Raw genomic sequence first — 21,166 nt, 5'->3', positions numbered from 1 at the left:
TGGGCCATCGCACTTTTGGGAGGCCCAACTTGAGGACGCTGCAGCGTAACCACGACATCGCGGACTGGGATGCCGAAGATGTCGCGGCCTGGGAGGCCGGCGGCAAGGACATCGCCAAGCGCAACCTGATCTGGTCGGTGATCGCCGAACACATCGGGTTCTCGGTGTGGTCGATCTGGTCGGTGATGGTGCTGTTCATGCCCACCGACAAGTACGGCATCGACGCGGCCGGGAAGTTCTTCCTGGTCGCCATGCCGACCCTGGTCGGCGCATTCCTGCGGATCCCCTACACGGTGGCGACGGCCCGTTTCGGCGGCCGCAACTGGACGATCTTCAGCGCGTTGATGCTGCTGGTCCCGCTGCTGCTGACGCTGTATTTCGTGAACCAGCCCGGCACCTCGTACACGACCTTCCTGATCGTGGCGGCGTTCGCGGGCTTCGGTGGCGGCAACTTCGCCTCCTCGATGACCAACATCAACGCGTTCTACCCGCAGCGGCTCAAGGGCTGGGCGCTGGGCATGAACGCCGGCGGCGGCAACATCGGCGTCCCGGTGATCCAGCTGCTCGGGCTGCTGGTGCTGGTCACCCTCGGTGGTGAGTACGCCTCGGTCATCTGCGCGATCTACCTGGTGTTCGTCGGCCTGACCGCGGTCGGCGCCGCCCTCTTCATGGACAACCTGACCAATCAGAAGGCGGACCTGTCCTACATGGGCAAGGCGCTGCGGGTGCCGCAGTCGTGGGCGATCGCCTTCCTCTACATCGGCACCTTCGGGTCGTTCATCGGTTACAGCTTCGCCTTCGGCCAGATCCTGCAGATCAGCTTCAAGGCCGGTGGCGACACTGCTGCCCAGGCCGCCGTGCACGCCGCGTCGATCGCCTTCATCGGTCCGCTGCTCGGATCGCTGTCGCGCCCCTACGGCGGCAAGATGGCCGACCGGATCGGCGGCAGCAAGGTCGCGCTCGGCACCTTCGGCGCCATGATGGCCGCCGCGCTGATCGTGATCGCCGCTTCGACGATGGCCGACCGCAACGGCGGCGTCGCCTCCGGTGCCACGATGACCGTCCTGGTCATCGGCTTCATCGCGCTGTTCGTGCTCTCCGGTTTCGGCAACGGCGCCGTCACCAAGATCATCCCGTCGGTGTTCGAGGCCAAGTCCAAGAGCCTGCCGCTCTCGCGGACCGAGCGGGCCGCCTGGTCACAGAACACCGCGGGCGCCCTCATCGGGTTCGTCGGCGCGATCGGCGCGCTGGGCGGTGTCGGCATCAACATGGTGCTGCGCTCGTCCTACTCCTCCACCAACTCCGCGACCACCGCGTTCTGGGTGTTCCTCGCCTTCTACGTGGTGTGCGCCGCGGTCACCTGGACGGTGTTCCTGCGCCGTCCCCGCCCGTCCGCCGACGCCGATGTCGTGGTCGAGGCCGAGTCCCTGGTCCTCGAGGCCGAACACACCGCTTCGTCGGCTCGCTGACAACCGGCCCACACCCTGGAGGTCACCCTCATGAACAGCACGCGCAAGACAGTGGTCGTGGTCGGCCACGGCATGGTCGGACACCGTTTCGTCGAGGCACTGCGGTCCCGCGACGAGGCAGGACAGTGGCGGATCGTCGTCCTGTCCGAGGAGAAGCTGCCCGCCTACGACCGGGTCGGCCTGTCCTACTACGTCGGCAACTGGAACCCCGACGAGCTGGCGCTGCCCGGCAACTCCTACGACGGCGACGACCTGGTCGAGCTGCGACTGGGCCAGCGCGGTGAGTCCATCGACCGCGCGGCCAAGACCGTCACCAGCTCCACTGGTGAGGTCATCGCCTACGACGCGCTGGTGATGGCGACCGGCTCCTACGCCTTCGTGCCGCCGGTGCCCGGCCACGACCTGCCCGAGTGCTTCGTCTACCGCACGATCGAGGATCTCGACGGCATCCGCGCCGCCGCCGACGCCGCCGGACCCGGCGCGCACGGCGTGGTCATCGGTGGCGGTCTGCTCGGCCTGGAGGCGGCCAACGCGCTGCGCCTGATGGGGATGACCCCGCACGTCATCGAGTACAACGACCGCCTGATGCCCGCCCAGGTCGATGCCGGTGGTGGCGCGATCCTGGAGAAGCTGGTCTCCGACATCGGCCTGAACGTGCACACCGGCGTCGGCACCGCCAAGATCGAGTCGATCGAGGAGGAGACGGGCGGGGTGAAGCTGCACCTGTCCGACGAGTCGGAGATCCACGCCTCGCTGGTCGTGTTCTCCGCGGGCATCCGTCCGCACGACGCCGTCGCCAAGGCCGCGGGCCTGGAGCTCGGCCCGCGCGGTGGCATCCTCACCGATGTCAGCCTGCAGACCTCCGACCCGCACATCTGGGCGATCGGTGAGTGCGCCGCCGTCGAGGGTGTCTGCTACGGCCTGGTCGCGCCGGGGTACACCACCGCGGAGATCGTGGCCGATCGGCTGCTCGGCGGCGCGGGGGAGTTCCCCGGCGCCGACATGTCGACCAAGCTCAAGCTGATGGGCGTGGACGTGGCCTCCTTCGGTGACGCGCACGCCACCACCGAGGGCGCGCTCTCGGTCGTGCTGCACGACGCCGCCAAGGGCACCTACGCCAAGCTCGTCGTCTCCGACGACGCCCAGACCCTGCTCGGCGGCATCCTGGTCGGTGACGCCAGCCAGTACGCGGCGCTGCGCCCGCTGGTCGGGCGTCCGCTGCCCGCCGACGCGGCCGCGCTCATCTCGCCCGCGGGCGCCGAACTCGGCGCCGACGCGCTGCCCGACGACGCCCAGATCTGCTCGTGCAACAACGTCAGCAAGGGTGCGATCTGCGGCGCGATCGCCGAGGGTGCCTGCGACATCCCCGGCGTGAAGAGCTGCACCAACGCGGGCACCTCGTGTGGTGGCTGCGTGCCGATGATCAAGAAGTTGCTCGAGCAGAGCGGTGTGGCGCTGTCGAAGGCGCTGTGTGAGCACTTCACCCAGTCGCGCGCCGAGCTGTTCGACATCGTGAACGTCACCGGCATCCGCACCTTCTCGGAGCTGATCGCCAAGTACGGCACCGGCTCGGGCTGCGACATCTGCAAGCCGACGGTCGCCTCGATCCTCGCCTCCACCTCGAGCGAGCACATCCTCGACGGCGAGCAGGCCGCGCTGCAGGACACCAACGACCACTTCCTGGCCAACATGCAGAAGAACGGCACCTACTCGGTGGTGCCGCGGATGCCCGGCGGCGAGGTCACCGCGGAGCAGCTGATCGTGATCGGCGAGGTCGCCAAGGAATTCGACCTCTACGTCAAGGTCACCGGCGGTCAGCGCATCGACCTGTTCGGCGCGACGGTCGAGCAGCTGCCGCTGATCTGGAAGCGGCTGGTCGACGCGGGCATGGAGTCCGGGCACGCCTACGGCAAATCGCTGCGCACCGTGAAGAGCTGCGTCGGGTCCACCTGGTGCCGCTACGGCCAGCAGGACTCGGTCGGCATGGCCGTGCTGCTGGAGAAGCGCTACCGCGGCCTGCGCTCGCCGCACAAGCTGAAGCTGGCCGTCTCGGGCTGCGCGCGCGAGTGCGCGGAGGCGCGCGGCAAGGACGTCGGCGTGATCGCCACCGAGAACGGCTGGAACCTCTACGTCGGCGGCAACGGCGGCCTGACCCCCAAGCACGCGGTGCTGCTGGCCGGCGATCTCGACGACGAGACGCTGATCCGCTACATCGACCGCTACCTGATGTTCTACATCCGCACGGCCGACCGCCTGCAGCGCACCGCGCCCTGGCAGGAGGCGCTCGAGGGCGGCATGGACTACCTCAAGGCCGTCGTGTGCGAGGACAGCCTCGGCATCGCCGCCGACCTGGAGGCCGCCATGGCCAAGCACGTCGAGGGCTATCGCGACGAGTGGGCCGCGGTGCTCGAGGACGAGAACAAGCTCTCGCGGTTCGTCTCCTTCGTCAACGCCCCTGAGGAAGCCGACCCGACCATCTCGTTCGACGACAGCGGTGAGCGCAAGGTGCCTGTGCTGCTCGGGCTGCCCGGGATGCCGGTCGGTGTTGGCTCGGACACAGCCGCGGCTGCGAAATAAGCGCTTAACGCTGCGGAAACAGGGCGCCTGTACCAATAGATGAGGCGTTCGGAGGAGGAACCGATGACCGTTGTCGATACACCCACCATCACCACCGAGACCACCACGACCTGGACCCAGGCGTGCCGGCTCGATTTCCTGATCCCGGGCCGCGGCGTCGCCGTGCTGCTCGCGGGCGGCAAGCAGGCCGCGCTGTTCCTGCTCGCCGACGGCACCCTCGCCGCTGTCGGCAACATCGATCCGTTCGGCCGGGCCGCGGTGATGTCGCGCGGCATCGTCGGTGACCGCGGCGGTGTGCCCGTCGTCGCGTCGCCGCTGCTCAAGCAGGCGTTCTCGTTGATCGACGGCCGCTGTCTGGACGACCCGACCCAGTCCCTGCCGGTGTACGCCGTGCGCCTCGACGGCGGCGTTGTCGCGGTCTCGGACGAACCGGTGAGTCCATGACACTGCCGACCGAACCCCGCCCGGCGCTGGCCGGTTTCACCATCGGTGTCACCGCCGCGCGCCGTGCCGAAGAATTCAGCACCTTGCTCAACCGGAAGGGCGCGACCGTGGTGTCCGCGCCCGCCATCCGGATCATCCCGCTGGCCGACGACACCGAGCTGGCCCGCGTCACCGAACAGCTGATCGCCGATCCGCCGCAGATCACCGTCGCCACCACCGGCATCGGGTTCCGCGGGTGGATGGAAGCCGCCGAAGGGTGGGGGCTGGCCGAGTCGCTGCGTGACACGCTCGCCGCCACCCGGATGCTGGCTCGTGGCCCCAAGGCCAAGGGCGCCATCCGCGCCGCCGAACTGCGCGAGGAATGGTCGCCCGCGTCGGAGTCCTCTGCCGAGGTGCTCGACCACCTGCTCGCCGAGGGCGTGGAGGGCGTGCGCATCGCGGTCCAGCTGCACGGCGCGACCACCGAGTGGGAGCCGGTCCCCGACTTCTGCGAGGTGCTGCGCTGCGCGGGCGCCGATGTCGTCCCGGTGCCGGTGTACCGGTGGGAGCCGCCGACCGATCGTGGTCCGATGGACTCGATGATCGAGTCGATCGTGGCGGGCAGCCTGGACTGCGTCACCTTCACCAGCGCGCCCGCCGTGGCCTCGATGTTGATGCGCGCCAAGGAAACCGGGCTGCTCGACGCGCTGCTGCACGCGCTGCGCGGGCGGGTGCTCGCGGCCTGCGTCGGCCCGATCACCGCGGCTCCGCTCGAAGAACTCGGCGTGCCGACCACCATGCCGGGTCGCGCGCGGCTCGGCGCCCTGGCCCGCCACGTCGCCGAGGAACTGCCGCGCCGGGCCAGCCGGATCTACGCGGCCGGTCATCTGATCAGCGTGCGGGGCGGCTGCGTGGTCGTCGACGGCGAGGTGCGCCAGCTCGCGCCCGCCCCGATGGCGTTGATGCGCTCGCTGGCGCGGCAGCCGGGCCGGGTCGTCTCCAGGGAGGACCTGCTCTCGGCGCTGCCCGGCGGTGGCGACGACACCCACGCGGTGGAGACCGCGATCGCCCGGTTGCGGGCCGGGCTCGGCACGCCCAAGGCGATCCAGACCGTGGTCAAGCGCGGCTACCGGCTCGCCCTCGACGCCGCCGACTGCTCCGACACCGACATCCCGCCGCGGCCGCCGGTGCGGCCGCCACATCCCGCCGGCATCGGCACGCCCGCGCGTTCGCCGCGGCCCGCGCACGCGATCGGGGCCTGGTGAGTGCGGGGCGGCCGGGTGATCCGGCTTCGGTGCGTGCCGTGACCGGCGCGGCGCACGGTGGTGTGCCGCGGCCGGGTGCGGCGTCCGGTGATGTGGTGCGTGCCGGAGATCCGGCCTTGGTACTCGTTGCGCACGGCACCCGCAGTGCGCGAGGGGTGGAGATGATCGCGGCGCTCGCCGAGGCCGTGGGCGCCGAACTCGGCGCCGCCGTGACGGGCGCGGAATCGGCTGGGGCGGCGCCCAATCCGGCGCTGCGCACCGCGTTCGTGGACGTGCTCGGCCCGTCGCCGTCGGAGGTCCTGCGCGATCTCGACGCCCCGGCCGTGGTGGTTCCCGCGTTCCTCGCCTCGGGCTATCACGTCTATCAGGACGTGCCGCGCGAGGTCGCCGAGAGCGGTCACCCGTCGGTGGCGGTGACCGCCGCGATGGGGCCGGATCCGGCGCTGACCAGGATCATGGCGGTGCGCCTTCGCGCCGCCGGTTGGCGACCCGGTGACGCGGTGGTCTTCGCGGCCGCCGGTTCCTCGGACGCCCGCGCCCGCCAGGACGTCCGTCGCGCGGCGGGCATGCTGGCCGAGCAGCTCGGCGCCCCGGTCCGCATCGCCTACGTGGCGACCGGCACCCCTCGCGTCCCCGAAGTCGTTGCCGCCCTGCGTGATTCGGGTGCCGAACGTGTCTTCATCGCCTCCTATCTGCTCGCCCACGGCCTGTTCCACCAGCGCCTGCACGACGCGGGCGCCGACGGCGTGGCCGAGCCCATCGGCGTGCACCCCGCGGTCGTGCGCCTGATCGCCGATCGCTACCGCACCGCGGCCCGCGATCTGGTCCACGTGCGCTGAGCGCCACGGTCGTCCGGGATCTCCTTCGCGTGCGACGGCCCGAGCGGCCGGTTCGATCACCGCAGCGGTCCTCGGCGCACTCACTTCGGCGATACCCCGAACACCTCGCCTGCGCCCGGCCCGCGTGGCTACCGATCCTGCACGGGTGGACGGCGGTCGTACCGGGGCGGGTCGCCGCTGGTCTGACGCCCGACGCGGTGACCTGGGCATTTGCCGGCTCGATCAGCACTGCGGTCGACGGGGCGGCAGCGCGACTTCGACGCAGGCGACCCGAGCGACGGCTGCCGGTGCCGTGTCGCCACTTCGATGCTCTCGCTTTCGAGGCGGTCGTGGTGATGGGTGGGCGCCGCTGGTCGGAGGCCAGACGCGGTGACCCGAGCGAACACCGCAGCGGTTGGCGGGGTGCCGGTCTCGGCACTGCGATGGCGCCACTGTCGCTCGTGCGGGGGCGTGGGCGGGTCGCCGCTGGTCAGGCCGGTTGCCGTGGAGCCGACTAGAGTTGGTCTGACTTCACCTAGAGGGGGCAGACACTGTGCCGGAATCGTCCGCGGAGCATGATCCGCGACCACAGGATGAGCTGACGTCCTACCCGGACGAGGTGCCTTCGCCCGCACCCGCGCCGGGGCACATCCCGCAGCCACCACCGGGCTCACCCCACGCCACCGGTCAGCCCCCTTACCCGCCCTACCCGGGCGTGCCTGGCCAGCCGCCGTATGCCGGCGTGTCCGGGCAACCGCACGCAGGCGTGCCGGGCCAACCGCCGCACGCAGGTGTGCCTGGGCAACCGCCGCACGCAGGTGTGCCCGGCCAACCGCCACACCCTGGAGTTCCTGGTCAACCGCCCCACCCGGGCGCGCCTGGTCAGCCGCCGCAGCCTGGCGGGCTCAGCCAATCGCCACCCCCTGGTCTGCCTGGTCAGCCGCCGCAGCCCGGCGTGCCTGGCCAATCGGCGCACTCTGACGGGACCGGCGCACCGGCGAACGCGGGTGCCGCCGGTGCGACCTCGTACCCGGGGCCGGGCGGTGAGCAACCGCCGCATCCGGGTGCGGTCGGTGCGCCGCCTTACCCCGTGCCCGGACAGTCGTCTCATCCGGCTGCACCCGGCGGCCAGCCGCCTCATCCGAGCGCGGCTGGTGCGCCGTACCTCGCGCCTGGGCAGTCGCCGGTGACCGGTGGCCAGTTGGCGGGCGCCGGGACGGGTGATCAGACGGCTCATCCGGCTCCCGAGGCGCCGGGCGTGGTACCCAACCCGGTCGGACAGCCACCGCATTCGGGGTTCGGTGGCCAACCGCCGTATCCGGGTGCGTACCCGCCGGGTGTCCAGATGCCTTATGTGGGGCAGGTTCCCGGGCAGCCGTATCCCGGTGCCGCGCCGTTGGCTGCCTACACGCCGGTGCCCGCCGACCAGGGACCGCGGGTGGTGCCCGAGGGCGTCCGGATGGCGTTCTTCGTAATGCTGGCCGGTGCCGTGGTGACACTGCTCAGTGCCGCGTACATGCTGACGACCATCGATCAGATCCGGGAGGAGGCGCTCGACGCCTCTGGTGGGGTGCTGCGCGGCAACGACCTGGATGTGGCCGTGTACGCCGGGATCGGCGGCGGGCTGCTCACCTCGGCGGTGTCGGCGGGGTTGTGGGTGTGGATGGCGTTCGCGTGCCGGGCCGGGAAGAACTGGGCCAGGATCACCTCCACCGTGTTCTTCGGCATCAACGTGCTGTTCTCGCTGATCGCGGTGGTCGGCGTGTTCGTGGGCAACAGTCTGGGTTCCGGCGGCGGTGACGTGCAGTCCATGATCTTCACCGGCGTCACGTTCCTCATCGGCCTGGCCGCCGTGGTGCTGCTGTGGCAGCCGCGCTCGGCCGCCTTCTTCGCCCCGCCCGTCCCGCCGGGCTACCAGCCGTACCCGCCTACCGGGCCGTGGTGAAGTTCGCGCGGTAGGTGCTCGGCGGCACACCGAGGTGCCGGATCATGTGCTGGCGCAACGATTCCGCCGTCCCGATCCCACTGTGCCTGGCCACCTGTTCGATCGGCAGCGAGGTCGATTCCAGCAGGGCACGGGCCCGGAGCAGGCGCTGGTGCAGCAGCCACTTCTGCGGGCTGAGCCCGGTTTCCTCGTGGAAGCGCCGGGTCAGCGTGCGCACGCTGGTGTTGGCGTGGCCGGCGAGTTCGCGCAGCGACAGGGGAGTGTCGAGGCGCTGCATGGCCCACGTGCGCGTCGCCGAGAGGGACAAATCCTCGTCGGCGGGGAGCGCGGTGTCGACGAACTGCGCCTGACCGCCGGGCCGCACCGGCGTCACCACGGCGGCGCGCGCGGCCGCGTTCGCGACGGCAGCGCCGTAGTCGGCGCGAATCAGGTGCAGGCACAGGTCGATTCCCGCCGCCGCGCCCGCCGAGGTGGTCACCGGACCGTCCTCGATGAACAGCGCGTCGGCGCGCACGGTGACGGCGGGAAAGGCCGTGGCCAGTTCGTCCGCCAGCCCCCAGTGCGTGGTCGCGGTGCGGCCGTCGAGGAGTCCGGCCTGAGCCAGCACGAACGCGCCGGAGCAGATCGAGGTCACCAGCGTGCCGCGGTCGACGGCCGCGCGCAGGGCGGACAGCACGGCCGGGCCCACTCCGGCGCGGCTGCCGGTGCTCGGCACGATCACGATGTCGGCGGTTTCGAGCGTCTCGAGCCCGTGCGGGATCACCACGTCGAAGCCGCCCGAATTCGCGGGCACCACACCGGGTTCCGCCGTGCACACGATCACCCGGTACCCCGGCTCGCCGTCGACGAGCGCCGATTCCAGCAGGGTGCCCGGCATCGCCAGATCGAACGACTTCACCGGCGGGACGGCGAGCACGGCAACGGTCTTCATGGCCTGATCCTTGGGATGGCTGACAATCTGGCCACTAGTGTAGGCCCAGCCCACCCGGCATCGTGGATTCCGTGCCCGGCGAGACCGGGAAGCGCATCGAAATATGCTGCTGGGAAAGGGAATCAACATGACTTCGCATGTCGTGATCGGCCGGGGCGCCACCGCCTCCGCCACCGCTGTCTCGCTCGCCGAGTCCGGCGACCAGGTGACGATGATCAGCCGCAGCGGCCTCGGCCCCGAGCATCCCCTGGTGCGCCGGGTCGCCCTCGACGCGCTCGACACCGACGCCCTGATCGCCGCGGCCGCCGGCACGCGGACCGTCTTCAACCTCGCCATGCCGCCGTATCACACCTGGCCGGAAACCGTTCCGCCCCTGTTCGGTTCGATCCTCGCGGCCACCGAGGCCGTCGGGGCCGACCTGGTGATGATGGGCAATCTCTACGGCTACGGCCCGGCCGACGGCATCGTCGACGAGAGCGCGCCGCTGGCCGCCACCGGCAGCAAGGGCGAGGTCAGGGCCAGGATGTGGACCGAGGCCCGCGCCGCGCACGAGGCGGGCAGGCTGCGCGTCACGGAGGTGCGGGCCGGGCAGTTCCTCGGCGCGGGCGCGGTGTCGATCTTCTCGCTGCTGGTCCAGCCCGCCGTCCTGGCCGGACAGCGGGCACGGGTGCCGCAGGAACTGGACCTCGCGCACTCGTTCACCGCGATCGACGACGCCGCCGCGGCCCTGGTCGCCGTCGCAGGCGACGACCGCGCGTGGGGCCGCGCCTGGCACGCGCCGATGATCACCACCACGGTCCGCGCGGCCGCGCGCAGGCTGGCCGAGCTGGCCGGTGCGCCCGACCCGGACCTGGCGGTGCTGTCGGACGCGGAACTCACCGCGCTGGCCGCCGACGACCCGTTCTGGGCGGAGCTGTTCGAGACGAAGCACATGTCGCATCGCGAGTTCGTTGTCGACGATTCCGCGCTGCGCGCCACGTTCGGCCTCACCGCTGCCGAGATCGACGACGTGCTGCGCGCCGTCGTCCCCGCGGCCGAGAGGGCGGGGATGCCCTAGGTTTGCCCCCGGCCCGACCGTGCGTCGACACGTGTCGGTCAATGCCGGATACCGGGGGTTCGGTGCGGCATGCTGAGAGGATGCGTCAGCTCCTGTGCTGTGTGCTCGTGCTGCTGGGCTGTGGGGTCCTCGCACCGGACGCGAGGGCGGAGGCGGGAATTCTCGACGTCAGGTCGCTCGGTGGCCGCCAGCTGGAAGTGGTCGTGTATTCGGCGGCGATGAACCGGCCGATCACGCTGTGGATGTCGCATCCGGGCGCGGGCGCGCCCGCCCTGTACCTGCTGAACGCGGTCGACGGCGGGGAGAACGGCGGGCCGTGGATGCGGCGCACCGACGTCGCCGGATTCTTCGCCGACAAGCCGGTGAACGTGATCGTCCCGATCGGCGGCCGCGCCAGCATGTACGCCGACTGGCAGCGCGACGACGCGATGCTCGGTCGCAACAAGTGGGCCACCTTCCTCACCGGCGAGCTGCCGCCGCTGCTGAACGCCCGCTTCGGCATGACCGGCGCCAACGCCATTGCCGGACTGTCGATGTCGGCCACCTCGGCGCTCAACCTCGCGATCGCCGCGCCGGGCCTGTACCGGGCGGTGGGCGCGTTCAGCGGCTGCACGCAGACCGCGAACCCGCTGGCACAGGCGCTGGTGCGGGCCCAGCTCGCCCTCTTCGCCGCCGACGCCACCAATATGTGGGGCTGGCCGGGCGATCCGGCGTGGGCGGCCAACGACCCGGTCGTGCACGCCGAGCGCTTGCGCGGCACCGCCGTCTACCTGTCCACGGGCAACGGCCTGCCGGGTGAGCACGAGGCGCTCAACGATCCGAGTATCGCGGGCAATCTCGGCGTTCTCGTCGACCGGCTGCTGGTCGGCGGCACCATGGAGGCCGTCGCAGGCAGCTGCACCGGCCCGCTGGCCGCGCGGCTCTCGCAGCTCGGCATCCCCGCCGACGTGCGCTTCCGCGCCGCGGGCACACACGCCTGGCCGTACTGGCAGGACGACGTGCACGATTCCTGGCCGATGTTCGCCGCCGCGCTGGGTCTGTGAACCTGTCGGTGCCCCGGCGCACACTGTGTCCATGGCCTACGACGAAGAGCTCGCCGACCGGGTCCGGGAGATCGCCTACCCGGGGCGCACGCTCACCGAGCAACGGATGTTCGGCGGGCTCGGGTTCCTGACCGGCGGCAACATGGCCGTCGCCGTCAGCGGTAAGGGCGGTCTGCTGGTGCGGGTCGATCCCGGCGAGTTCGAGTCGCTACAGGACGGGGACGCGGTCGCGCCCATGGTGATGGGCGGCCGGGTGAGTCGTGGCTGGCTGCGCGTCACCGCCGCGACCGTGGCGGACGACGCGGCACTGCGCGAGTGGGTCGAGCGCGGTCTGGACTACGCCGAGAAATTGCCGCCGAAAAAGAAGCGAAGTGTGTCGAAGTGACGGCATCGGCTCCGACCAGTGGGTGAACCGCAACCACCACCCAAGGAGTACACCATGACCGTCAGCACCTTCCTCTGGTTCGACACCGACGCCGAAGCCGCCGGCGAGCTCTACGCCGCGACCGTGCCGAACTCGCGCGTCGTCGAGATCACCCGGCAGGGCGACGGCTCGGCCTTCGTCGTCAGCCTCGATCTGGACGGCCACGCCGTCACCCTGATGAACGGCGGCCCGGGGCATCCGCACACCGACGCGGCGTCGCTGCAGATCACCGTCGACACCCAGGACGAGATCGACGCCCTGTGGGACGCGCTCACCGCCGACGGCGGTGAGCCCGGCCCGTGCGGCTGGCTGACCGACCGCTTCGGCGTGTCCTGGCAGGTCGTTCCGGCGGAACTGCCGAAGCTGTTGGCCGGCGAGACCGAGCGCGTCATAGCGGTGGGCACCGCCCTGCGCGCGATGTCCAAGCTGGACATCGCGGCCCTGCGGCGGGCCCACGACCAGGCCTGAACGCGACGCGGACCGGTCACGGCGCCTTCGTCGCGACCGGTCCGCCGCAGGTTCACCCCGAGCGGATGAGGCGATCGGACGCGCCCGCGTCAAGACTGGGAGACATGTCGACGTCGGGCCCGATTCGCTTCCAGTTCGTCCTCGAGGGCGAACTGTCCGAGCGCGCCGTCGCCGCCTTCCCGGAACTGCGTCGCAGCGCGCACTCGTCCACCGGCACCACCACCCTCTACGGCGAACTGGCCGACAACACCGCCATGCGCGGCGTGCTCGCCCAGATCGACGCTCTCGGGCTCACCCTGCTCGGCATGTCCCGCCTGCCCGACTGATTGCCGAAAATTAGCTGAATTCCGGTCGGCCGACGTCATGACGACGATCTGATAACCATCACGCCCACGCCTCGCGACAGGCAAACGCGCAGGTCAGGTTTGGCCTACCGTCGAACCTGCTGGCGGATCGACCCGGAGAACAGGCGACGAACGCAGGAGTGTGGGTGGTGGCAACCTCGTACCGTGCGATTGCTGAGGGTGTCGCGGCGTCCCGCATCCCGGAGTTGTCGTTCACCTCCGTCCGGTCCACCGAGCTGGCCGCGCGCCTCGACCACACGCCGAGCGGGCACACCGTGCTGATGTGTGCTCCGGCGGGCACCGGCAAGACCGTCGCGCTCGTCGACTGGGTGACCAGGTCCCGCCGCGCCCGCGCCGTGTCCGTCGCCTGGCTGACGGTCACCGAGCAGCTGGCCGAAGGCGGCGAACTGATCCCCGCGATCGCGCGGGCCCTCGACCGCGCGGGCGAGGTCGCCGACGGCGCCCTGTGCACCCCCGTCGACCAGGCCGCCGATCTCGCGCTGGCGCTGTCCGGCGCCGACCCGTCGGTGCTCGTGCTCGACGACGCCCACCTGCTGCGCGATCCACTCCAGCTCGCCGGTCTCGAACACCTGCTCACCCACCTGCCCGCCACGGTGACCGTACTGGTCGCGGCCCGATTCGACCCGCCGTTGCGCTGGCACGCGCTGGAACTGGACGGTAGGCTCCTGCGGATCGGGGGCGCCGATCTCGCCCTGTCGCCGGATCGGATCGCCCGGCTCTTCGCCCAGCACGGGTGCCTGCTCGACGACGACGAGCTCGCCCTCGTGTCCTCGCTCACCCGCGGGTGGGCCGCGCTCGTGCGGATCGCCGCGATCTACCTGGCCGCCGATCCCGAGGACCGCGACACCGCGCTCGCCACGCTGGCCAGACCCTCACACGCGGTCGCCGATTTCCTCGTGGCCGAGCTGATGGCCGCGTTGCCCGCCGAGACCCTCGAGTTTTTGCTCGTGACCGCGGTGCCCGCCCGGTTCTGCCTGCCGCTGGCCGAGGAACTCGCCGGCGAGGGCGCGGCGCGCGTCATCGACGAGCTCTCGCGCGCCAACTTCCCCATGCACACGGTGGCCGACGGCGGGGAACTGTGGTACTCCTACCATCCGCTGCTGCGCGCCTACCTGCTCGCCGAGGCCGCCCACACCCGGGCCGAGCGGCTGCCCGCGCTGCATCGCCGGGTCGCGGCCTGGTTCGGCGCCGCCGCGCTGCCCGGCCCCGCGCTGGAGCATGTGCTCGCCGAACCCGGCGCGCCGGGATTGGCGGGGTTCCTTCGTGAGTGGGGCCCGCGCCTGGTGCTCGACGGGGCCGGGCATCGGTTGCTGGCCGCCGTCGAGCACGTCCCCGAACTGGCCGAGGACACCTTCGTGCGGCTGCTGCGCGCGGCCGTCGCGATCGAGGCGGGAGAGAGCGCCGCGGCGGAGGTGTATCTCGAGGCCGCGCACGTCGGCTCCGGCGCCGCCTCGCGCCTGGTACCGGCGGCGTGGACCGACGCGCTGGACCACGCGGTCAGCGCGGGAGTCGCCGTGCTGGTGGGGGATTCGGCCTCGATGCGCTGGCCGCTGCCCGAGGTGACCGGGCAGGCGGACCTCGATTGCTTCGCCGCGCTGCACTGCGGCTGCGCGGAGGTGTCCGGTGGGGCGCTCGACAGCGGTGTCGCGGCTCTGCGGCACGCGATAGTGCACGCGGAGGAGGTGGGGCTCGGCCGCACCGCGGTGCGCGCCAGGACCGCCCTCGCCGTCGCGGCGGGCTTGGCGGGCCGGATCGGTGAGCAGTACGCCCTGGCCGAGGCCGCGCTGGACTGCGCCGATCGCCACGACCTGTCCGGCGCGGCCGAGACGATCTTCGCCGCGACGACCGGCGCCTACGCCGCCCACCAGCGCGGCGAGCAGGTCACGCGGGTGCTCGGCGTGCTGCCGGGTGACGCGGAATTCGAGATCGCCACCCCCGCGCCGCTGCGGCAGGCGGCGATCGTCACCGGCATCCTGGCCTTCGCGGACGCCACCGACCGCGCTTCGGCCGCCACGGCGCTGGCCAAGCAACTGCACCGGCTGCTCGACGAGACCCCGACCCTGCTCGGCACCGATGCGCTGGTCACCGATGTGCTGTGGCTGCTGCTGCGGGTGCAGGCGAAGATCGACGCGCAACAGCTGGTCGAGCATGCCGTGCGGGTGCTCGGCGACACCCCCGAAACCCTGGTCGCCGCCGCCGGTCTGGCGTTGTCCACGCAGCGGCCGACGGCGGCGCTGGCTCTGCTGGAACCGCTGCTCGCCGGTGCGCCGACCTGGCGGTCCGCCCACGAGGTGACGGCCTGGCTGGTGGTCGCGGTGGCCGCCGAGCGGCTCGACCGGCCGCGCAAGGTCGACGATGCCCTCGCCCACGCGCTGGCACTGGCCAGCGGTGACCAGCTGATCCGCCCGTTCCTCGACGTCCCCGGCGCCGCCGAGACCCTCGACCGGCTCAGCGGCCGCTTCGGCCACCACGACGCCTTCGCCGACCAGGTCCGCGCGCTGCGTGGCCCCGCCGCCGACGCGCCCCACCTCACCGACACCGAATTCGCTGTCCTGCGCCAGCTTCCGTCCGGCATGACCGCGGTGACCATCGCCGCCGGCCTCGGCGTCTCGGTGAACACCGTGAAGACCCACCTGCGCGGCATCTACCAGAAGCTCGGCGTCAACGCCCGCGCCGACGCCATCGCCACCGCTCGCGCGCTCGGCCTCATCTGACCGGCACCGCCGCGAACTTCACCCTGTTCGGATGAGGTCGCGCGGGCGGCGCGGTGTGATGCTGCGGGTGCGGTCGACTCGGCGGCCTCCACCCTGTCGCCGCGAGCCGCTCATCTGTCGTGGGAAGGGAACTGATGACCAGTCAGCAGGAAGCCTCGGCCAGTATCGAAGCGGGCAACGAGCAGGCCGCGCGCACACTGCCGTTCGGCGACACCCAGGACTTCGCCGACGCCGAGCGCGGTTTCATCGCCGCGTTGTCGCCGGGCGTCGTGCGTGACGCGGACGGCGATGTCGTGTGGGACAGCGGCGCGTACTCCTTCCTCGACGACGAGTGCCCGCCCACCGTCAACCCGAGCCTGTGGCGGCAGTCGAAACTCGTGGCGATGCAAGGCTTGTACGAGGTGAGCGAGGGCATCTACCAGATCCGCGGGCTCGACCTGTCGAACATGACTCTGATCGAGGGCGATTCGGGCGTGATCGTGATCGATCCGCTGATCTCGGCGGAGACGGCCGCCGCCGGGCTCGCGCTGTACCGCGAACACCGCGGCGACCGTCCGGTGACGGGCGTGATCTATTCGCACTCCCACATCGACCACTTCGGCGGCGTGAAGGGTGTGACCACCCAGGACGACGTCGACGCCGGAAAGTGCCCGATCATGGCCCCGGTCGGCTTCACCGAGCACGCGGTGGAGGAGAACGTCTACGCGGGCACGGCGATGGCCCGGCGCGCGGCGTTCATGTACGGCGCGGCGCTGCCGCGCGGGCCGCTGGGCGCGGTCGGCGCCGGCCTCGGGCCGACGACGTCGACCGGTAGCCCGACGCTGATCCTGCCGACCGTCCACATCGACCACACCGGCCAGACCGTCACGGTCGACGGTGTCGACATCGAGTTCCAGATGACGCCGGGCACCGAGGCGCCCTCGGAGATGAACTTCTACTTCCCGGCCCGGCGCGCACTGTGCATGGCCGAGAACGCCACCCATACCCTGCACAACCTGCTGACCCTGCGCGGCGCGCTCGTGCGCGACCCGCACGTGTGGTCGAAGTACCTGACCGAGGCGATCAACCGGTACGCGAGCCGCTCCGATGTCGTGTTCGCCTCGCATCACTGGCCCACCTGGGGCACCGAGCGGCTCACCGAATACCTGTCGATCCAGCGCGACCTCTACGGCTACCTGCACGACCAGACGCTGCGCGCGTTGAACAAGGGCGCCACCGGGATCGAGATCGCCGAGGACATCCAGCTGCCGCCCGCGATCGAGAACTCCTGGTCGACGCACGGCTACTACGGCTCGGTCAGCCACAACGTGAAGGCGATCTATCAGCGGTACATGGGCTGGTTCGACGGCAATCCGGCCAATCTGTGGCAGCACCCCCCGGTCGAATCCGCCCGCCGCCACGTGGATTTCATGGGTGGCGCGGACGAGGTGATCGCCAAGGCGCGCAAGGCCTACGCCGACGGTGATTTCCGCTGGGTCGCCCAGGTGCTCAACTACGTGGTCTTCGCCGACCCCGGCAACACCGAAGCCATCGCGCTGCAAGCGGATACCTACGAACAGCTCGGCTACGGCTCCGAGAACGGCACCTGGCGCAACTTCTTCCTGATGGGCGCCTACGAGCTGCGCAACGGCAAGGTCGGCACGCCGACGGTGGCCGCCGCGCCCGACATCCAGGCGGCGCTGTCGGTCGAGCAGCTCTTCGACGCCATGGCGCTGCGCATCGACGGCCCGCGCGCCTGGTCGGCGACGATCGTCATCGACTGGCGGGTCGAGGGCGGGCCGGTGCACCGCACGAACCTGCGCAACGGGCTGCTCGTCCACTTCGATGTCGAGGGCGACTTTCCGCCCGCCGACGCGACGTTCACCCTGACCGAACAGGACCTGCAGGCGGCCCTGCTCGGCGGCGAGTCGTTGCCGGACCTGATCGCCGCGGGCCGCGTGGCGGTCGAGGGTGACGCGAGCAAGCTGGCCGAACTGGTCGGCTACCTCGACGATCCCGACCCGGACTTCTCGATCGTCACACCCTGAGCGCCATGCTGGGATTCCTGGTTCCCGACCAGCAGCGCCGCACGCTCGACGAACTCACCGACAAACTGGATCTCTCCGTCGGTGACGTGACGGCGAAGCGGTCGGCGTTCTGGATCATGCTGGTGCTCTCGGCGGTCATCGCCATCTCCGGCGTCGTCGGCGACTCCACCGCCACCGTGATCGGCGCGATGATCGTCGCGCCGCTCTCGGTGCCCATCCTCGGGGTCGCCCTCGGCGTGGTCACCGGCCGGGCCGCGCTGGTCGGGCGCAGCCTGATCTTGGTCCTGGCCGGGATCGTCGTGGTGGTCGCGCTCGGGTTCGTCTTCGCGCAGGTGCTGCCGAACCCGGTCAACGTGCTGTCGAACGCGCAGGTGGTGGGTCGTACCTCGCCGAAGCTGATGGATCTCACCGCCGCGCTGGCCACCGGGCTGGTGGCGGCGGTGGCGATCACCCGGCGCGATGTCGGCGATGTGCTGCCCGGCGTGGCGATCGCGATCTCGCTGGTGCCGCCGCTCGGCGTGGTCGGGGTGTGCCTGGGGTCGGGGGCGCCCTCGCTCGCGCTCGGCGCGTTCGTGCTGTTCGCCTCGAATGTCGTGGCCATGATCATCACCGTGACGGCGGTGCTGCTCGTCGCCGGCTACGCCGGGGAGGCCGAGGCGGCAAGTGCCCGTCGCGGGCGCGCGTATCTGGTGCTCGGTGCCGCGCTGGTACTCGTCGCGATCCCGATGGTGATCAATTCGCTGTCGACGCTGTGGGCCAGGCAGATCGCCGACGCGACCACGGACTGGCTGGGCGACGCGCCGGGCGCGCAGGTCGTCGACGTCACCGTGCACGGCGACACCGCGACGGTCTCGGTGCTCGGGCCCGAACAGTTGCCGCCGGTGGCCGAGCTCCAAGCGGCCGTCGACGATCTCGTGCCGCTGAATCCGCGCGTGATCGTCGTCCACACGGTGGGCGCGCGCCTGCAGGAGTGAGCTCTGCGCGAAAAGCGCCGCGCCCCTGGATCATCCGGGGGCGCGGCGATCAGGGGATGTGATCAGCCGAGCAGCTGGGCCTTGGCCGCGGCGAACTCGGCGTCGGACAGCGCGCCGGCCGAATGCAATTCGCTCAGCTGCTTCAGCTTGCCGACCAGGTCGACCGGCTCGGCGGGCGGGGGCGCCTGCGGCGGGGGCGCGTACGCGGCCTGCTGCGCGGCGGCCTGCTGCGCGTGGGCCTGCTGCTGTGCGGCGGCCTGCTGATCGGCGTAGGCCTGTTGCTGGGCCGAGCGCTGGGCGGCCCGATTGTTGATCGCGTTGGACGTCGCGGTCGCGGTGCCGGCGACCACCGCCGTCCGCGCCACCGTCCCGAGTAGTCCGGGCCGACCGATGCGGCCCCGTCGTAGCGGCATGTCTGCTCCTCCCTAGGCCGTCGTCGCGGCGGACACCGCGGATTCGACGACGTCGCGCGGGACCGGCACCTGCAACGCGACCTCGCCCTCGGCGCCGCGCACCGCCGAGGCCAGCCGCACGGCCCAGGTCTGCTCGAAGACCAGGATCAGGGCCGTACTCCCCGGTTCCAGCGACGCGCGCACGACCTCCACGTCGGAGTCGCTGACCAGATCGATGTCGGCGGCGGTGAGCCCGGTCAAACCCACCTCGGTCAGGTTGTCATCGATCTCGGACTCGGTGATCGTGCCCGCCTCGTCCATCGTCAGCACCACCATGTCCAGCAGCGTCACCAGCCCGTTCCCGACCACCTCGGCGATCGCGTCGGTGACCGCGGAATCGATGCTGGTGCCGGGAAAGGCGAGGACGAGGAATTCGACCGGGCCGATCGCAGGTGTTGATCCCATCCCGCGATGCTGCGCCGATCGCGCCTGCCGCGCCTCACCCGATACGGGTGAACCCGGGCCATCTCATCCGATTCGGATGATGCGTACGGTCGTTCGCGCTTGCGATGATCGCCGGACCTGCACCATCCGGCGGGCCAGGAGGAGCGTGGCATGCGTAACCCATTCGCGGGTCAGCGCATGACGAAAGCCGATGTCGTCGCGGGGATCCCCGGGGCGATCGGCGGCGTGCCCGACGGGATGGCGGCGGGGCTGCTGGCCGGGGTGAGCCCGGTGCACGGGTTGTACGCGAGTCTGGCCGGACGGTTCTTCGGCGGCATCGGCACCAGCACCCGGCTCATGGTGATCACCACGACCAGTGCCTCGGCGCTGGCCGCGGGTTCGGTGCTGACCGATGTCGCGCCCGCGGACCGGTCGGCCGCCATGGTCGTGCTGACCTTGATCGCGGGCGTCGCGATGATCGCGGCCGCCGCACTGCGGCTCGGCCGCTACACCCGGTTCGTCTCCCATTCGGTGATGACCGGGTTCCTGCTCGGTATCGCGGCCAACATCGTGTTCGGGCAGTTACCGGTGCTCCTCGGCGCGCCCTCGGAAGGATCGGTGGCCGCGCTGAAGGCACTGCACGTGGTACTGCATCCGCGCCAGATCCACTGGCCGTCGGCGCTGGTCGGCGCGCTCGCGGTGGCACTGCTGGTCGCGGTGGCGCGCACCAGGTTCCGCACCGTCGCCGCGCTGGCCGGACTGCTCGTGCCGATGGCGCTGGTGCTCGGCTTCGGCTGGGACGGGGTGGCCACGGTCTCCGACGCGGGCGCGATACCGCGCGGGTTCCCGCTGCCGCAGGTGCCCGAGGCGAGCCTGCTGTCGCCGTCGCTGATCGCGGGCGCCCTGGCGGTGACGGTGATCGTGCTGGTGCAGGGCGCCGGCGTCGCCGAGGCCGCGCCCAATCCCGACGGCACGCGCGCGAAGACCGACCGCGACTTCTGCGCACAGGGGATCGGCAATGTCTTCGCCGCCCTCTTCCGGGGCATGCCGGTGGGTGGTTCGGTGGGGCAGACCGCGATCAACGTCACCTCCGGCGCGCGGACCCGGTGGGCGGGGATGTGGTCGGGCCTGTGGATTCTGGTCATCCTCGTCGCGCTCAGCGGCGTGGTCGGCCGGGTGCCGATGCCGACGCTGGCGGCCATCCTGATCGTCGCCGCCGTCGGCTCGATGAACGTGGACCAGGTCGTGGCGATCTGGAGCAGCGGCAACATCTCCCGCACGGCCCTCGTGGTCACCTTCGTCGCGACCCTCGTGCTGCCGGTGACCACCGCGGTCGGGGTGGGACTCGCCGTCTCCCTGCTGATGCAGATGAATCAGGAAGCGATGGACCTGCGGGTGGTCCGGCTGCGGGTCCAGGGCGAGTACCTGGTCGAATCGCCCGCGCCGAAACACCTGTCCGACAACGAGATCGTGATCCTGGATGTATACGGCAGCCTCTTCTACGCGGGCGCCCGCACCCTGCAGACGCGGCTGCCCGATCCGGCCGGGGCGCGCAACTGCGTGGTGATCCTGCGACTGCGCGGCCGGACCACGGTCAGCTCCACCTTCCTGCACATCATCGCGGACTACGCGCGTCGCCTCGACGCCGTGGGCGGCCGCCTCTACCTCAGCGGCGTCGACCCGCGGGTGCGCACGGTGTGGACCGACGAACTGCTCGACAGTCAGGGCATGAGGATCGAGTTCTTCCCCGCCTCGAGCACCGTCGGGGAATCGACCCTGTCGGCCTACGCCGACGCCGAGGTCCGGGTCGACGAGCGACGGAGGAGCTGA

The 21,166-nt window shown here is 71.2% G+C and carries 18 protein-coding genes; 15 read left to right on the top strand and 3 right to left on the bottom strand.

The window, feature by feature from the left end; translation table 11 throughout:
* Window positions 1-29: 29 nt before the first annotated feature.
* The 6 genes from DFR69_RS05950 to DFR69_RS05925 all read left to right on the top strand — a co-directional run bounded on the left by DFR69_RS05950 (window position 30) and on the right by DFR69_RS05925 (window position 8,497).
* Entirely contained in the window at window positions 30-1,469 is a 1,440-nt protein-coding gene (locus DFR69_RS05950) for a nitrate/nitrite transporter (RefSeq protein ID WP_110036421.1), read from the top strand.
* 30 nt (window positions 1,470-1,499) lie between these two features.
* Window positions 1,500-4,046 carry a nitrite reductase large subunit NirB gene (nirB, locus tag DFR69_RS05945; protein ID WP_110036420.1) on the top strand — a complete coding sequence of 849 codons (2,547 nt, stop codon included), beginning with the start codon at window positions 1,500-1,502 and terminating at the stop codon, window positions 4,044-4,046.
* Between the two features lie 63 nt (window positions 4,047-4,109).
* Window positions 4,110-4,490, top strand: a complete 381-nt coding sequence (nirD, locus tag DFR69_RS05940; RefSeq protein WP_110036419.1) for a nitrite reductase small subunit NirD — start codon at window positions 4,110-4,112, stop codon at window positions 4,488-4,490.
* Window positions 4,487-5,734, top strand: coding sequence for a uroporphyrinogen-III synthase (locus DFR69_RS05935; protein ID WP_110036418.1), 1,248 nt, complete (start codon window positions 4,487-4,489; stop codon window positions 5,732-5,734). The genes nirD and DFR69_RS05935 overlap by 4 nt, the downstream gene beginning before the upstream one ends.
* A gap of 161 nt (window positions 5,735-5,895) precedes the next feature.
* On the top strand, window positions 5,896-6,573 hold the full coding sequence (locus tag DFR69_RS05930; protein WP_110036844.1) for a sirohydrochlorin chelatase: 678 nt from the start codon (window positions 5,896-5,898) through the stop codon (window positions 6,571-6,573).
* A 1,324-nt stretch (window positions 6,574-7,897) separates the two neighbouring features.
* Complete coding sequence (locus DFR69_RS05925; protein WP_146229205.1) at window positions 7,898-8,497, top strand: hypothetical protein; 600 nt, start codon at window positions 7,898-7,900, stop codon at window positions 8,495-8,497.
* Here the strand turns inward: DFR69_RS05925 and DFR69_RS05920 are convergent.
* Entirely contained in the window at window positions 8,481-9,428 is a 948-nt protein-coding gene (locus DFR69_RS05920) for a GlxA family transcriptional regulator (protein ID WP_110036416.1), read from the bottom strand. The two genes, DFR69_RS05925 and DFR69_RS05920, sit on opposite strands and share 17 nt — an antisense overlap.
* 127 nt (window positions 9,429-9,555) lie before the next feature.
* Here DFR69_RS05920 and DFR69_RS05915 point away from each other — a divergent pair, with 127 nt between their 5' ends.
* The 8 genes from DFR69_RS05915 (at window position 9,556) to DFR69_RS05880 (ending at window position 18,500) form a co-directional block, all read left to right on the top strand.
* Window positions 9,556-10,485 carry a Rossmann-fold NAD(P)-binding domain-containing protein gene (locus tag DFR69_RS05915; protein WP_110036843.1) on the top strand — a complete coding sequence of 310 codons (930 nt, stop codon included), beginning with the start codon at window positions 9,556-9,558 and terminating at the stop codon, window positions 10,483-10,485.
* An 80-nt stretch (window positions 10,486-10,565) separates the two neighbouring features.
* Window positions 10,566-11,528, top strand: coding sequence for an alpha/beta hydrolase (locus tag DFR69_RS05910; protein WP_110036415.1), 963 nt, complete (start codon window positions 10,566-10,568; stop codon window positions 11,526-11,528).
* A 31-nt stretch (window positions 11,529-11,559) separates the two neighbouring features.
* Window positions 11,560-11,913 (top strand): TfoX/Sxy family protein, encoded by a 354-nt coding sequence (locus DFR69_RS05905; protein WP_110036414.1) that lies wholly within the window; start codon window positions 11,560-11,562, stop codon window positions 11,911-11,913.
* A gap of 54 nt (window positions 11,914-11,967) precedes the next feature.
* Window positions 11,968-12,420: a VOC family protein gene (locus DFR69_RS05900; RefSeq protein ID WP_110036842.1), complete on the top strand. Its 453-nt coding sequence runs from the start codon at window positions 11,968-11,970 to the stop codon at window positions 12,418-12,420.
* Between the two features lie 104 nt (window positions 12,421-12,524).
* Window positions 12,525-12,746 (top strand): hypothetical protein, encoded by a 222-nt coding sequence (locus tag DFR69_RS05895; protein WP_110036413.1) that lies wholly within the window; start codon window positions 12,525-12,527, stop codon window positions 12,744-12,746.
* 167 nt (window positions 12,747-12,913) lie between these two features.
* Window positions 12,914-15,499 carry a winged helix-turn-helix domain-containing protein gene (locus DFR69_RS05890; RefSeq protein WP_146229204.1) on the top strand — a complete coding sequence of 862 codons (2,586 nt, stop codon included), beginning with the start codon at window positions 12,914-12,916 and terminating at the stop codon, window positions 15,497-15,499.
* 134 nt (window positions 15,500-15,633) lie between these two features.
* The gene (locus tag DFR69_RS05885) at window positions 15,634-17,526 is read left to right on the top strand and encodes an alkyl/aryl-sulfatase (RefSeq protein ID WP_110036411.1); all 1,893 of its coding nucleotides are present in this window, start codon (window positions 15,634-15,636) and stop codon (window positions 17,524-17,526) included.
* A gap of 5 nt (window positions 17,527-17,531) precedes the next feature.
* Window positions 17,532-18,500 carry a DUF389 domain-containing protein gene (locus DFR69_RS05880; RefSeq protein WP_110036410.1) on the top strand — a complete coding sequence of 323 codons (969 nt, stop codon included), beginning with the start codon at window positions 17,532-17,534 and terminating at the stop codon, window positions 18,498-18,500.
* Between the two features lie 62 nt (window positions 18,501-18,562).
* Here the strand turns inward: DFR69_RS05880 and DFR69_RS05875 are convergent, their stop codons facing one another.
* Both DFR69_RS05875 and DFR69_RS05870 read right to left on the bottom strand, forming a co-directional pair.
* On the bottom strand, window positions 18,563-18,913 hold the full coding sequence (locus DFR69_RS05875; protein ID WP_110036409.1) for an SHOCT domain-containing protein: 351 nt from the start codon (window positions 18,911-18,913) through the stop codon (window positions 18,563-18,565).
* Between the two features lie 12 nt (window positions 18,914-18,925).
* Complete coding sequence (locus DFR69_RS05870) at window positions 18,926-19,357, bottom strand: DUF6325 family protein (protein WP_110036408.1); 432 nt, start codon at window positions 19,355-19,357, stop codon at window positions 18,926-18,928.
* Window positions 19,358-19,507: 150 nt separating this feature from the next.
* Here DFR69_RS05870 and DFR69_RS05865 point away from each other — a divergent pair, with 150 nt between their 5' ends.
* The gene (locus DFR69_RS05865; protein WP_110036407.1) at window positions 19,508-21,166 is read left to right on the top strand and encodes a SulP family inorganic anion transporter; all 1,659 of its coding nucleotides are present in this window, start codon (window positions 19,508-19,510) and stop codon (window positions 21,164-21,166) included.

This window comes from Nocardia neocaledoniensis, from assembly GCF_003182135.1.
Taxonomy (GTDB): Bacteria; Actinomycetota; Actinomycetes; order Mycobacteriales; family Mycobacteriaceae; genus Nocardia; species Nocardia neocaledoniensis.
This window is presented reverse-complemented; position numbering and strand designations above follow the sequence as displayed.

Bases quoted from the DNA above. Each gene is read 5' to 3' on its own strand.
- DFR69_RS05935 (WP_110036418.1), top strand. From the start codon at position 4,487: ATGACACTGCCGACCGAACCCCGCCCGGCGCTGGCCGGTTTCACCATC.
- DFR69_RS05900 (WP_110036842.1), top strand. From the start codon at position 11,968: ATGACCGTCAGCACCTTCCTCTGGTTCGACACCGACGCCGAAGCCGCC.
- DFR69_RS05930 (WP_110036844.1), top strand. From the start codon at position 5,896: ATGATCGCGGCGCTCGCCGAGGCCGTGGGCGCCGAACTCGGCGCCGCC.
- DFR69_RS05905 (WP_110036414.1), top strand. From the start codon at position 11,560: ATGGCCTACGACGAAGAGCTCGCCGACCGGGTCCGGGAGATCGCCTAC.
- DFR69_RS05925 (WP_146229205.1), top strand. From the start codon at position 7,898: ATGCCTTATGTGGGGCAGGTTCCCGGGCAGCCGTATCCCGGTGCCGCG.
- nirB (WP_110036420.1), top strand. From the start codon at position 1,500: ATGAACAGCACGCGCAAGACAGTGGTCGTGGTCGGCCACGGCATGGTC.
- DFR69_RS05915 (WP_110036843.1), top strand. From the start codon at position 9,556: ATGACTTCGCATGTCGTGATCGGCCGGGGCGCCACCGCCTCCGCCACC.
- DFR69_RS05910 (WP_110036415.1), top strand. From the start codon at position 10,566: ATGCGTCAGCTCCTGTGCTGTGTGCTCGTGCTGCTGGGCTGTGGGGTC.
- DFR69_RS05920 (WP_110036416.1), bottom strand. From the start codon at position 9,428: ATGAAGACCGTTGCCGTGCTCGCCGTCCCGCCGGTGAAGTCGTTCGAT.
- DFR69_RS05895 (WP_110036413.1), top strand. From the start codon at position 12,525: ATGTCGACGTCGGGCCCGATTCGCTTCCAGTTCGTCCTCGAGGGCGAA.
- DFR69_RS05880 (WP_110036410.1), top strand. From the start codon at position 17,532: ATGCTGGGATTCCTGGTTCCCGACCAGCAGCGCCGCACGCTCGACGAA.
- DFR69_RS05885 (WP_110036411.1), top strand. From the start codon at position 15,634: ATGACCAGTCAGCAGGAAGCCTCGGCCAGTATCGAAGCGGGCAACGAG.
- DFR69_RS05870 (WP_110036408.1), bottom strand. From the start codon at position 19,357: ATGGGATCAACACCTGCGATCGGCCCGGTCGAATTCCTCGTCCTCGCC.
- nirD (WP_110036419.1), top strand. From the start codon at position 4,110: ATGACCGTTGTCGATACACCCACCATCACCACCGAGACCACCACGACC.
- DFR69_RS05875 (WP_110036409.1), bottom strand. From the start codon at position 18,913: ATGCCGCTACGACGGGGCCGCATCGGTCGGCCCGGACTACTCGGGACG.
- DFR69_RS05865 (WP_110036407.1), top strand. From the start codon at position 19,508: ATGCGTAACCCATTCGCGGGTCAGCGCATGACGAAAGCCGATGTCGTC.